Source organism: Streptomyces sp. NPDC050287 (assembly GCF_044459385.1).
Taxonomy (GTDB): domain Bacteria; phylum Actinomycetota; class Actinomycetes; order Streptomycetales; family Streptomycetaceae; genus Streptomyces.
In genome coordinates this window covers 75080-86016 of sequence record NZ_JBITIY010000007.1, presented here as the reverse complement: position 1 = coordinate 86016, position 10937 = coordinate 75080, and the positions used below count along the sequence as shown (strand labels likewise).

Sequence of the window (10937 nt, the reverse complement as noted above, 5' to 3'; positions counted from 1 at the left end):
ACGGGGGTGGGGGGGGGGGGGGGGGGGGGGGGGGGGGGGGGGGGGGGGGGGGGGGGGGGCCCCCCCCCCCGGGGGCGGGGCGGGGGGGCGGGGGGCCCCCCCCCCCCCCCCCCCCCCCCCCCCCCCCACGCGGGTGCCATGTCATCGGCCGCCCGGTCATAGCTGGAGCTTGAAACCCACGTGTGAAGGCGTGAAGCCGAGCCGCTCATAGAAGCGGTGGGCGTCCGTGCGGGTGTTGTCCGACGTCAGCTGGACCAGCCCGCAACCCTGGCGGCGGGATTCCTCGACCGCCCACTCGATGAGGCGCGTGCCGAGGCCGCTGCCGCGTTCGTCGGCGTGTATGCGCACGCCTTCGACGATCGATCTGGTGGAACCGCGCCGGGACAGTCCGGGGATGACCGTGAGCTGCAACGTGCCGACGACGCGGTCCTGGCGTACGGCGACGACCAGGTGTTGGTGGGGATCGGACGTGAGTCGTTCCAGTGCCGCCAGGTACGGGGCCAGGTCGTCCGGTGACTCCCGCTGGGCGCCCAGCGGGTCGTCGGCGAGCATGGCGACGATTTCCGGGACGTCTTCGGCGGTGGCGGGCCGTATTTCAAGATCTCCCATGGATGCACTTTAAATGCGTCCGCCAACACGCCGCCGCAGACCTCTCGAATCAGCAGACACCCTTGCCCAGGTACTCGTCGTTTGCGTGTATAGCGCGTCTGCAACTATTGTGTTCCTGCGTAACGCGCTCTTGCAATCTTTGGAAGGTGTACCCCCATGCCGCTCGCGCTTCTGGCTCTCGCGATCGGGGCCTTCGGAATCGGAACGACCGAGTTCGTGATCATGGGCCTGCTGCCCGAGGTCGCGGACGACTTCGGCGTTTCCATTCCCACCGCCGGCTTCCTGGTGACCGGCTACGCGCTCGGTGTCATGTTCGGTGCCCCGCTGATGACCGTGCTGGGCACGAAGGTCTCCCGCAAGCGGATGCTGATGTTGCTGATGGGACTGTTCATCGTCGGCAATCTGCTGTCCGCCCTCGCCCCGGCCTTCGCGGTGATGCTGATCGGCCGTGTGGTCGCCTCACTTGCCCACGGGGCCTTCTTCGGCATCGGCTCGGTTGTCGCGGCCGACCTGGTCGCACCCGACAAGAAGGCCGGGGCGATCGCGATGATGTTCACCGGCCTGACCGTCGCCAATGTGGTCGGCGTCCCGCTGGGCACGCTCGTCGGGCAGTCCGTCGGCTGGCGCGTCACCTTCGGGATCGTCGCGGCCCTGGGCGTCGTCGGCCTGCTCGGCGTCGCGAAGCTCGTTCCCGAGATCCCCCGGGTGGAAGGCGTTCACCTGCGGCACGAAATAGCCGCTTTCAAGAACGCACAGGTGCTCCTCGCGATGGCGATGACCGTCCTCGGTTTCGGCGGCGTCTTCGCGGCCGTCACCTACATCGCCCCGATGATGACCCACGTCGCCGGCTTCGCCGACGGCTCGGTCACCTGGCTGCTGGTCCTCTTCGGGGTCGGCATGGTCGGCGGCAACCTCGTAGGCGGCCGGTTCGCCGACCGTGCTCTCATGCCCATGCTGTACGTCTCTCTGGGCGCCCTCGTCGTCGTCCTCGCGCTCTTCACGCTCACCGCCCACCACAAAGCCCTGGCGGCCGTCACCATCGCGCTGATCGGTGCCCTGGGCTTCGCCACCGTCCCGCCTCTGCAGAAGCGTGTCCTCGACCAGGCGCACGGTGCCCCGACACTGGCCTCGGCCGTGAACATCGGCGCCTTCAACCTCGGCAACGCGCTCTCCGCCTGGCTCGGCGGGCTCGTCATATCGGCCGGCTTCGGCTACACCGCCCCCAACTGGGTCGGCGCCGCTCTCGCCGCAGGCGCTCTGCTCCTGGCCTTCCTCTCGACCGCGCTGGAGCGCCGTGCCGGCAAGCCCAGCACACTGGTCACGCAGGCCGTGCCGACGGATCAGCGTGCTGCCGCCCATCAGTGAGCCGCACGCAGGGAAACCCTCCGGAGCGTCTCAGCCCGCCGCCACGGTCAGCGGAGCGAACCTCCGGCTCCAGTCGCCGGGCAGTTCCGCGATCCCGTACGTCATGACCGCGTTGAAGCCCGCGGATGCCAGGCCGCGTTCCTTCGCCCAGGCCAGCAGTTCTTCGTGCCGTACGTCGATGTCGGTGCGCAGCGGGCGGTCGGTGTGGGCGGCGAGGGAACTGATCAGGGCCTTGGCCGTCCGGGTGTCGCGGGCGATCAGCGGGCCGACGACGTGGGTGTCCATGTTGGGCCACGCGGCCGCGTATCCGATGATCCGGCCGTCCTCCTCGGCGACACGCAACTGGTCGGCGAAGGCAGGCAGCCGGGTGATGATGTGCGTGCGATCGGCGCCGAACGCCTCCTCGTCGAGCCGGAGGAGGGTGGTGAGGTCCTCGGCGGTGGCCGCACGGGTGGCGATCCCGGGGCCCGTCTCCGTCGGCCTGAAGTGTCCGCGCAGCATCTCCGCCCGGCCGGTGACCTTGAAACCGAGTTCCTCGTAGAGCGGGCGGCCGTTCGGCGTCGCGTGCAGGGTCAGCGGCGTCGTGCCCATCATCGAGACGATGTGACGCATGAGCCGGCGCCCCACACCCCGGCGAGCATGTCGTTCGGCGACCAGAACCATTCCGATCGCCCCGAGATCGGGGCGATCCCGCGGTCCGTACTCGGTGACGACACAGGCGGCGACGAGTCCGCCGTCGGGATCGTCGATGCCGTAGCCATGCCCGGCGGTGAGGAGGAAGGCCCATTTGTGCTCCTCGCGTGGCCACCCCCGGTCCTGCGACAGGTCGGCGCAGGCGGAGTGGTCACGCAGCGTCAGACGGCGGATGGGCAGAGCGCTGGGGGAAGGAGTCGGCACGCAGGTCAGGCTGTCCGACGTGAGCCCTCGACGTCCACCTGTTTCCGTGGGGACGTACGAGCTTTTGGCCATGTCATGGCCAACTCCGCAACGCCTGAACAGGTGCTGGGTGTTTCACGTGAAACACCGGCGAACAGAGCCTGTCCGGAGGCGGTCGATCAAGGAGCGCACAACGCTCCGCACTAACCTCAAGAGCATGGCGAGACTGCATCTCTTCGACCTCGACGGCACGTTGTTGCATGGAACCACCGCGCCCGTGGAGATCTCCCGGCAACTTGGCCTGGAAGCCGAGACGGTGGCGCTGGACCGGGCGCTGGGGGCGGGCCTGATAGGGCCGCCCGAGTATGCGGCACAGGTGTACGCGCTCTGGGCGGATCTCACCGAGGCTCATGTGACGGCGGCCTTTGACGGCGCACCGTGGCTGGCTCGGATCCCTGAGGTCTGGGCGGAGATCAGAGACGCGGGCGACTACTGTGCCGTCGTCTCGCTCTCTCCGTCCTTCTTCGTGGAGCGGCTCATCGGCTGGGGCGCCCATGCGGCGCACGGCTCCCGTTTCCCCGCCGTGCCGTTCACCGAGCCCGTGGACCCCGCCGGAGTCCTCAGCGCCGCCGCCAAGGTGCGGATCGCCGACCGGCTGTGTGAGGAGTTCGGAGTCACGCGGGCCGACTGTGTCGCGTATGGCGATTCTTTGTCGGACAGGGACCTGTTCGGCGTGGTGCCCATCTCCGTCGCGGTCAATGCGGACCGCCATCTGTCCGGTCTGTCGACTCATAGCTACATGGGGAAAGATTTGCGGGAAGCATATGAAATGGTGGTAAACGCCCGGTAATTGATGGAATTCACGGTTCGTCCCTCTCTCTATTCATCGCGGAGGAGGGGGGACTTGTGTGCGGACCGGCTGCCGGTATGGTCGACTCCGGTTCGCGTCGGGGCGAGGTGCACAGCCTGTGCGCCCAGTGTGAACACAGAGCAAGGCAATGCAGCCTAACGGGACGGAGAGATCGAAGACCCGTATTTCCGGTCATGCGGCCGGGCGTAGCTACCGGGTGGGACGCTGCGGTGAGAGTACTGCGGCCAATGTCACACTCTCGCCTTACTTGTCCGTACGGAACCGGGACACGGGTTGAATGTGGCGGCGTTGGCTGTTGCAGCGAACGGGGAAAGCAAGCCGTCTGCGGGGGAAAGCAGGCACCTCCCGACCGAGGAAGTGCGCAGACCGACCGAAAGATGTTCGAGGCGAGGCACACCATGGACGCTCCGACCACCACGTCGGCCGACAACGGCACTTCCGGCGGCGGGGCCGGCTGGTTCACGCCGCGCAAGCAGCCGACGACGACTCCTGGCAGTACACCGGAGACGGCCGAGGGCAGCCGCCTGGCCGGGATGCGCCCCATGGGCAGGACCGCGACCGGCTCCGGCGCAACCCCGCCGGCGAAGGCATCCGCACCCCCTGCCGCAACCGACGGCACGCACCAGCCCCCTTCGACGACCGACGAGCAGCAGTCCCCTCTGGAGACGGACGTCACACAGCCGCCCGCTCCCGACGCGACGGACGACATACCGAGGCCTACAGCTGACGGCCAGGGCCAGACAGCGACCGCCCGCGCGGAGCCCTCCGACATACAGCCTCCCGGCACACCACACGGCAGGCAGCAGCCTCCCGGCACACCACACGGCACACAGCAGCCTCCCGGCACACCGACCGTCGGCATCCGGACCGCCGCGGCACCGGCCCCCGAGATATCGTCCACCGCCACCGCCACCGCCACCGCCCCGCCCCCAGAAGCCCCGCCCTCCGACATCGCACGCGCCGAAACCCCGAGTCCCGATCCCCGCGTCCCCGCCCAGCGTTCCGCCCCGTCCCAGGACGCCTCTCCGGACGCCGTCCTCATCCGTCGGACCATGGGCGAGATCGGCCCCGTCGCCGACAAGGTCACGTCGTACTTCTACGCGCTGCTCTTCGTACGCCACCCCGACCTCAGGTCGCTGTTCCCGGCGGCGATGGACACCCAGCGGGACCGGCTGCTGAAGGCCCTGCTCACCGCGGCCGAGCACATCGACAACACCGAGATCCTCGTCGACTACCTGCAGAACCTCGGTCGGGGTCACCGCAAGTACGGCACTCAGGCCGAGCACTATCCGGCGGTCGGTGAATGCCTGATCGGCGCCCTGAGCAAGTACTCCCCGGGCTGGGACACGGAGACGGAGGGTGCCTGGGTTCGGGCGTACACGACGATCTCGCAGGTGATGATCGACGCGGCGGCCGCGGACGAACTGCGCGCTCCGGCCTGGTGGTACGCGGAGGTCGTCTCACACGACCTCAGAACGCCGGACGTCGCGGTGGTCACCGTCCGCCCCGATCAGCCCTATCCCTTCCTCGCAGGGCAGTACGCGAGCCTGGAGACGCCCTGGTGGCCGCGGATCTGGCGGCACTACTCCTTCGCCTCCGCACCCCGCTCCGACGGACTGTTGTCGTTCCACGTGAAGGCCGTCCCCGCGGGCTGGGTCTCCAACGCCCTGGTACATCGCGCCCGCCCCGGAGACATCATCAGGCTCGGACCGCCGGCCGGTTCGATGACCGTGGACCACACCTCCGCCAGCGGTCTGCTCTGCCTCGGTGGCGGAACCGGCATCGCGCCGATCAAGGCGCTGGTCGAGGATGTCGCCGAGCACGGGGCACGGCGGCCCGTCGAGGTGTTCTACGGAGCCCGTACCGACCACGACCTCTATGACATCGACACGATGCTCCGGCTCCAGCAGTCCCACTCCTGGCTCTCGGTCCGTGCGGTCGTCGACCAGCAGGCGCATGTCCAGCTCCCCGACGCCATCCGCGAGTACGGCCCGTGGAACGAGTACGACGCCTACCTGTCCGGGCCGCCCGGCATGATCCGCAGCGGGGTGGACGCCCTCAGGGACATCGGTGTCCCGTTCGAGCGCATACGCCATGACTCGCTGGAGGAACTCGTCGCCACCTCTTCGTGAGGCGGGGATCAGCCCAGGTCGGGAGCGTGCATGGCGCGGACGCCCTCGATGTTGCCGTCCAGGTAGTGCCGGAGCGACAGCGGCACGAGATGTACGGAGGCGATGCCCACCCGGGTGAAGGGCACCCGCACGATCTCGTACTCGCCGATGGGCTCGTCCACCTCGGGACCGTGCCGTAGAGCAGGGTCCATCGACTCCAGGTGGCAGACGAAGAAGTGCTGTACTTTCACGCCGGTCGTGCTGCTGTCCTCGCCGATGTGTTCGACGGTGTCGACGAAGCAGGGCACCACGTCGGTGATCTTGGCACCGAGTTCCTCGTACACCTCGCGGTGCAGGGCGTCGACGACAGTTGTGTCCTCCGGCTCGACCCCGCCGCCGGGCGTGAGCCAGTAGGGATCCATGCCGGGCTTGGTGCGCTTGATCAGAATCAGGTCGTCACCGTCCAGCAGAACGGCGCGTGCGGTGCGCTTGACCACAGGTCGGACGGTCATGGGAGAAATGTGGCCCGGCTGGTTCCACGTGAAACATCGCGAAACGTGACCAGGTGAGTTCACGCCGTGATGAGCCGGGATCAGGCCTCAGCACCAGTCTCCCGCGGCCCGCAGAAGCCACTCGTGAGCCCGCGCGATATGCGGCATGGCGAGCGTTCCGGTGCGGACCGACAGGAAGTAGGTCCGCAGAGGCGGAACCGGGGGTTCATGCAGCGCGACGACGTCACCGCGGCGCAGAGCGCTCGCGCACAGATAGCGGGGCAGCACCGCCAGCCCGGCGCCCGCGGCCACGCAGGCGAGGACCGCACGCAGGTCCGGGACGATGACGGTGCCCGGGGCAGCCGGGCGGGAGTCGAAGACGGAGGCCCAGTAGCGCGAGACGAACGGCAGTGACTCGTGCACCTCGACAACCGGGATGCTCTCCAGCGCATGTGCTCCCTCGGCCGTGAGGAGTCCGTCCATCGACCGGGTCCCCTTGCGCCGCGCCGCCCTCCCGGCGCCGAGCAGCTCGACCCGGCGCGGAGCGGCCACCAGGACGTGCTCCTCGTCGCAGAGCGCAGTCGCCGTGAGCAGAGCGCCGCGCGGACGGGCCGTGCTGATGGCCAGATCGTGATGCCCGGCGGCCAGACCCTCCAGCGCCTCCTCGGCGTTCCCGAAGGAGGCGCGCAGCGCGAAGCCCTGGCCGTCCTCGCCGGTCAGCGTGGTGAGCGCGGGTAACGCCCGCTCGGCGGTGAACTCGGGAGGGCCGACGAGATGCAGGGTGCGCAGGGAGGACTCGTCGTCGAGGCCGGTCTCGGCGATCTCCACCAAGGCGTCGAGATGCGGCGCCGCCTTGTGGGCGAGCTCGTCGCCGATGGTCGTCGGGGTCACCCCGCGGGCCTGTCGCAGGAACAGCGGTCGTCCGAGCTGCCGCTCCAGGGTGCGGATCTGCGAGGTGACGGCCGGCTGGGACAGTCCTAGCAGTGCGGCGGCGCGGGTGAAGGAACCGGCCCGGTGCACCGTGACGAAGGTGCGCAGCAAGGCCAGATCCATGGCGACGCCCTCCCCTTCCCTGCCCTTCTCCCGGCTCCGAGGCAGGGCCCAACTATAAATATGTCGATAGGCCTGTGTCGCTACAGTGATTGGACACTGACAGAGAGTCAACTAGCCTTGGTCACGCGGTTCTTCGCGCGCAGAACCGAGGACGGTCCGAGCCACGAGGGGGGAGGCTCGGACCGTCCGCTGTCCGTAGCCGGAGGCCGTCCGGCGCGGGTGCGACGCGTCCTCGCCGCAGACGAAGCGTCGAAGTGCCGAAGCGCCGAAGCGCCGAAGTGTCGAAGCGTCGCGACCAGGGTCAGGAGGCCGACTCGTCCAGCGCGCGCAGCACGTCCGCCACCAGGTCCTCGGGATCCTCGGCGCCGACCGAGAAGCGGATGAAGCCCTCCGGCACAGGGTCTCCGCCCCACCGCCCGCGCCGCTCGGCCGTGGACCGCACCCCTCCGAAGCTGGTCGCGTCATCCACCAGCCGCAGCGCGTCGAGAAAACGGTCGGCACGCGCGCGCGTGGGGAGCGTGAACGAGACCACGCATCCATAGCGCCGCATCTGCTGCGAGGCCACCTTGTGCGAGGGATCGTCCGGCAGCCCCGGATAACGCAGCCCGGTCACCTCGGGCCGCTCCCGCAGCGCTTCGGCGAGCACCAGGGCGCTCGCGTTCTGCCGGTCGACCCGCAGCTGGAGGGTGGCGATCGAACGGTGCGCGAGCCAGGCCTCCATGGGCCCCGCGATCGCCCCGACGATCTTGCGCCAGCGGCGTACGGCGGTCATGGCCCGGGTGTCGCGGCCGGTGACGTATCCGAGCAGGACGTCGCCGTGCCCGGTCAGCTGCTTGGTGCCGCTGGCCACGGAGAAGTCGGCGCCGAGCTCCAGCGGACGCTGTCCGAGCGGTGTGGCGAGGGTGTTGTCGACCGCGACCAGGGCGCCGCGCGCGTGTGCCGCTTCGACGAGCCGCCGGATGTCGCACACGTCGAGCCCGGGGTTCGACGGGCTCTCGATCCACAGCAGCCGAGCGCCGTCGAGGACGTCGAGCTGGGCATCGCCCCGGGTCGGCGCGGTGCGCACCTCGATGCCGTACGCCTCCAGCTGGGCACGGACCAGGGGCAGCGCCTGGTAGCCGTCCTCAGGCAGGACGACCGTGTCCCCGGCGCTCAGCTGCGAGAAGAGCACCGAGGAGACGGCGGCCATCCCGGAGGCGAAGACGAGCGTCTCGGCGCCCTCCTGCCCGGGCGCCTCCAGTTCGCCGATCGCTCGCTCCAACAGCGTCCAGGTGGGATTGTCGTCGCGGCCGTAGGCGTACGGACCCGTCACCTCGCCCGGCAGATGGAAGTGCGCGGCGAACACCGGGCCGGGCAGGGTCGGTTCGTGTCTGACCGGCTCGGGCAGCCCCGCCCGCACCGCGCGGGTGCCGTCGCCGGCGCCCGGAGGACCCGCCGGACCGGTCACCTCCCCCTTGCCGGAGACACTCCCGCCCGAGTCGGCCCTGCCCGAGGCACCCCTGCCCGAGTCACTCATGCCACCCGTCCCTCCATGTCCTCGCGTACCGCGGCGAGCAGACCCTCGCTCGCGGATTCGACCATCTCAAGGCACTCCTCGAAGCCGTCCATGCCCCCGTAGTACGGGTCCGGAACGTCGAGGTCGCCGTCCGCGGACGGGTCGTAGGAACGCAGCAGCCGCACCTTCCGCGCGTCCTGTGCGGTGGGGGCGAGGCGGCGCAGGGCCCTGAGGTGGCTGCTGTCGAGGGCGATGACGAGGTCCAGGCGGGAGAACCAGGAGGGCTGGAACCGGCGGGCGGTGTGTGCGCTCTCGTAGCCGTTGTCCACGAGGACGGTGACGGTACGAGGGTCGGCACCGTCGCCCTCGTGCCAGCCGCCCGTGCCGGCGCTGTCGACCTCCACCAGGCCATCGAGCCCGGCCTCCTGGATGCGGGCGCGGAAGACGGACTCGGCCATCGGGGAGCGGCAGATGTTGCCGGTGCAGACGAAGCAGACGCGGTACGTCATGGCGTGCTCAGTCCTCGTCGGGCAGGACGACGTGCAGCGCCCAGGACACGATCGAGATGATCAGGCCGCCGAGGACGGCGGTCCAGAAGCCCTCCACATGGAAGCTCAGGTCGAGCTTGTCGGCCAGCCACGAGGTGAGCAGCAGCATCAGTGCGTTGACCACCAGGGTGATCAGGCCGAGGGTCAGGATGAACAGCGGGAAGGTGAGGATCTTCACGATGGGCTTGACCAGGAAGTTCACCAGGCCGAAGACCAGGGCGACGAGGATCAGGGTCCAGACCTTCTTCCCGGTGCTGTCACCGGTCAGAGTGATCTTGTCGAGCAGCCATACGGCGACCGCCAGGGCGCCCGCGTTGGCGATCGTCTTGACTACGAAATTCTTCATGTGTCTGATCGTGGCAGACGAGATCGGTTACGAGCACTGGCAGGGGCGGACGAAGTCGATGAAGGCATTCCGGTTGGATGAGCTGGAGGCGGAGCGCGCCGCCAACGAAGGCGCCTACCTGCAGTTCCTGCGAGAGCGGAACATGTCGGTCGGCCTGTACGCACTCGATGCGGGCGAGGGGGACCCGCAGCAGCCGCACAACCAGGACGAGGTCTACTTCGTGGTGAGCGGCCGCGCCGCGATCACCGTGGGCATGGAGACCACCCAGGTCGCGCGCGGCAGCGTGGTCTACGTGCCGGCTGGAGTCGCACACAAGTTCCACCACATCAGCGAGGATCTCAGGGTGCTGGTGGTGTTCTCTCCACCCGAGAGCTGACCTGGGACCTCGGGGTTCCCTAGGGGATCAGTCAGGGGCGGACAAGGGATGCGAGGCCCCCGCCGGCCCCCCTCCTCGCCCTAGCATCGAGTGCAGGACATCAGACCGACTCGGCACCAGAAGTGCCGGGCGTGCACAGGTATCAGAGAGGTTGGGGCGATGCGAGACATCTTCGGGGGACTGCCGTGGTGGGTGAAGTGGGTCGCGGTGCCGGTCATCGCCCTGGTCGTGTTCGGCGGGCTGATCGCCACCGTAGTCGGCTTCGTCATCGGACTGCTGTTCAAGCTGCTGGTCTTCGTGGCACTCGTCGGCGGACTGGTCTACGTCGTACGGAAGTTCATGTCGAGCTCCTCGTCGCGCAGCGACTGGTGAGGCGACCGGGGCAGTCCGGCGGTCGGGGCGACTGAAGAGCCTGGTGTGGGCAGGGCGACCGGAGCGGCGAGCGAGAGACGGCCGGTAGGGCGCTACGGGGCAACCGGCGACCGGTAACAGGAATCACCGGTTCCCTCGCGCGAGGGAAGTTTCCGAGCAGGCCGTCTGCGAGCGGCGGCGGACGAATAGAGTCCGGAACCCGTCGCGGGGGATGACCCCGTGAGCGGCGAACACCCACTCCCGTGTTCCCCCGGCACGGGCCGCCCCTCGCGCTATGGGAGTGCCCCTTGGCCACGGTCGACACCGCCCCCACGGAACCCCCCGCACCCTCCGTGCCCGCCCGGACAGGCGCTCCGGCTCCGGGATCCCGCATCCGGCCACCCGAGCAACCCGCACCCCCGACCGGGCGACCGCGCTCGGCCGC

12 protein-coding genes are annotated in these 10937 nt (G+C 69.3%); 5 read left to right on the top strand and 7 right to left on the bottom strand.

All coding sequences use genetic code 11. The features are described 5' to 3' along the window. Window positions 1-156: 156 nt before the first annotated feature. Entirely contained in the window at window positions 157-609 is a 453-nt protein-coding gene (locus tag ACIBK3_RS25565; protein ID WP_399369106.1) for a GNAT family N-acetyltransferase, read from the bottom strand. A gap of 156 nt (window positions 610-765) precedes the next feature. On the opposite strand from ACIBK3_RS25565, the gene ACIBK3_RS25560 reads away from it, so the two are divergent. Next, window positions 766-1974, top strand: coding sequence for an MFS transporter (locus ACIBK3_RS25560; RefSeq protein WP_399369104.1), 1209 nt, complete (start codon window positions 766-768; stop codon window positions 1972-1974). Window positions 1975-2004: 30 nt separating this feature from the next. Here the strand turns inward: ACIBK3_RS25560 and ACIBK3_RS25555 are convergent, their stop codons facing one another. Continuing rightward, window positions 2005-2871 carry a GNAT family N-acetyltransferase gene (locus tag ACIBK3_RS25555; protein WP_399369102.1) on the bottom strand — a complete coding sequence of 289 codons (867 nt, stop codon included), beginning with the start codon at window positions 2869-2871 and terminating at the stop codon, window positions 2005-2007. A gap of 196 nt (window positions 2872-3067) precedes the next feature. Between ACIBK3_RS25555 and ACIBK3_RS25550 the strand changes: the two genes are divergently transcribed. Then, window positions 3068-3700, top strand: coding sequence for an HAD family hydrolase (locus ACIBK3_RS25550; protein WP_399369100.1), 633 nt, complete (start codon window positions 3068-3070; stop codon window positions 3698-3700). A gap of 419 nt (window positions 3701-4119) precedes the next feature. Beyond that, window positions 4120-5853, top strand: coding sequence for a globin domain-containing protein (locus ACIBK3_RS25545; RefSeq protein ID WP_399369098.1), 1734 nt, complete (start codon window positions 4120-4122; stop codon window positions 5851-5853). 8 nt (window positions 5854-5861) lie between these two features. Here ACIBK3_RS25545 and ACIBK3_RS25540 read toward each other — a convergent pair whose 3' ends face one another. From ACIBK3_RS25540 to ACIBK3_RS25520, 5 genes are all read right to left on the bottom strand, one after another. Next, on the bottom strand, window positions 5862-6344 hold the full coding sequence (locus tag ACIBK3_RS25540; protein WP_399369096.1) for an NUDIX domain-containing protein: 483 nt from the start codon (window positions 6342-6344) through the stop codon (window positions 5862-5864). Window positions 6345-6431: 87 nt separating this feature from the next. Next, window positions 6432-7376 (bottom strand): LysR family transcriptional regulator, encoded by a 945-nt coding sequence (locus ACIBK3_RS25535; protein WP_399369094.1) that lies wholly within the window; start codon window positions 7374-7376, stop codon window positions 6432-6434. A 301-nt stretch (window positions 7377-7677) separates the two neighbouring features. Then, window positions 7678-8892: a cystathionine gamma-lyase gene (locus ACIBK3_RS25530; protein WP_399369092.1), complete on the bottom strand. Its 1215-nt coding sequence runs from the start codon at window positions 8890-8892 to the stop codon at window positions 7678-7680. Further along, window positions 8889-9380 carry a low molecular weight protein-tyrosine-phosphatase gene (locus ACIBK3_RS25525; RefSeq protein ID WP_399369090.1) on the bottom strand — a complete coding sequence of 164 codons (492 nt, stop codon included), beginning with the start codon at window positions 9378-9380 and terminating at the stop codon, window positions 8889-8891. The genes ACIBK3_RS25530 and ACIBK3_RS25525 overlap by 4 nt, the downstream gene beginning before the upstream one ends. 7 nt (window positions 9381-9387) lie before the next feature. Beyond that, entirely contained in the window at window positions 9388-9765 is a 378-nt protein-coding gene (locus ACIBK3_RS25520; RefSeq protein WP_399369088.1) for a phage holin family protein, read from the bottom strand. A gap of 58 nt (window positions 9766-9823) precedes the next feature. Here ACIBK3_RS25520 and ACIBK3_RS25515 point away from each other — a divergent pair, with 58 nt between their 5' ends. Both ACIBK3_RS25515 and ACIBK3_RS25510 read left to right on the top strand, forming a co-directional pair. Continuing rightward, window positions 9824-10141 (top strand): cupin domain-containing protein, encoded by a 318-nt coding sequence (locus ACIBK3_RS25515; protein ID WP_399369976.1) that lies wholly within the window; start codon window positions 9824-9826, stop codon window positions 10139-10141. 159 nt (window positions 10142-10300) lie between these two features. Continuing rightward, window positions 10301-10513, top strand: a complete 213-nt coding sequence (locus tag ACIBK3_RS25510; protein WP_399369086.1) for a DUF5326 family protein — start codon at window positions 10301-10303, stop codon at window positions 10511-10513. Window positions 10514-10937 lie beyond the last annotated feature (424 nt).

Coding starts and splice junctions, on each gene's coding strand:
- ACIBK3_RS25520 (WP_399369088.1), bottom strand. CDS start 9,765: ATGAAGAATTTCGTAGTCAAGACGATCGCCAACGCGGGCGCCCTGGCG.
- ACIBK3_RS25525 (WP_399369090.1), bottom strand. CDS start 9,380: ATGACGTACCGCGTCTGCTTCGTCTGCACCGGCAACATCTGCCGCTCC.
- ACIBK3_RS25515 (WP_399369976.1), top strand. CDS start 9,824: ATGAAGGCATTCCGGTTGGATGAGCTGGAGGCGGAGCGCGCCGCCAAC.
- ACIBK3_RS25535 (WP_399369094.1), bottom strand. CDS start 7,376: ATGGATCTGGCCTTGCTGCGCACCTTCGTCACGGTGCACCGGGCCGGT.
- ACIBK3_RS25545 (WP_399369098.1), top strand. CDS start 4,120: ATGGACGCTCCGACCACCACGTCGGCCGACAACGGCACTTCCGGCGGC.
- ACIBK3_RS25550 (WP_399369100.1), top strand. CDS start 3,068: ATGGCGAGACTGCATCTCTTCGACCTCGACGGCACGTTGTTGCATGGA.
- ACIBK3_RS25510 (WP_399369086.1), top strand. CDS start 10,301: ATGCGAGACATCTTCGGGGGACTGCCGTGGTGGGTGAAGTGGGTCGCG.
- ACIBK3_RS25565 (WP_399369106.1), bottom strand. CDS start 609: ATGGGAGATCTTGAAATACGGCCCGCCACCGCCGAAGACGTCCCGGAA.
- ACIBK3_RS25530 (WP_399369092.1), bottom strand. CDS start 8,892: ATGAGTGACTCGGGCAGGGGTGCCTCGGGCAGGGCCGACTCGGGCGGG.
- ACIBK3_RS25540 (WP_399369096.1), bottom strand. CDS start 6,344: ATGACCGTCCGACCTGTGGTCAAGCGCACCGCACGCGCCGTTCTGCTG.
- ACIBK3_RS25560 (WP_399369104.1), top strand. CDS start 766: ATGCCGCTCGCGCTTCTGGCTCTCGCGATCGGGGCCTTCGGAATCGGA.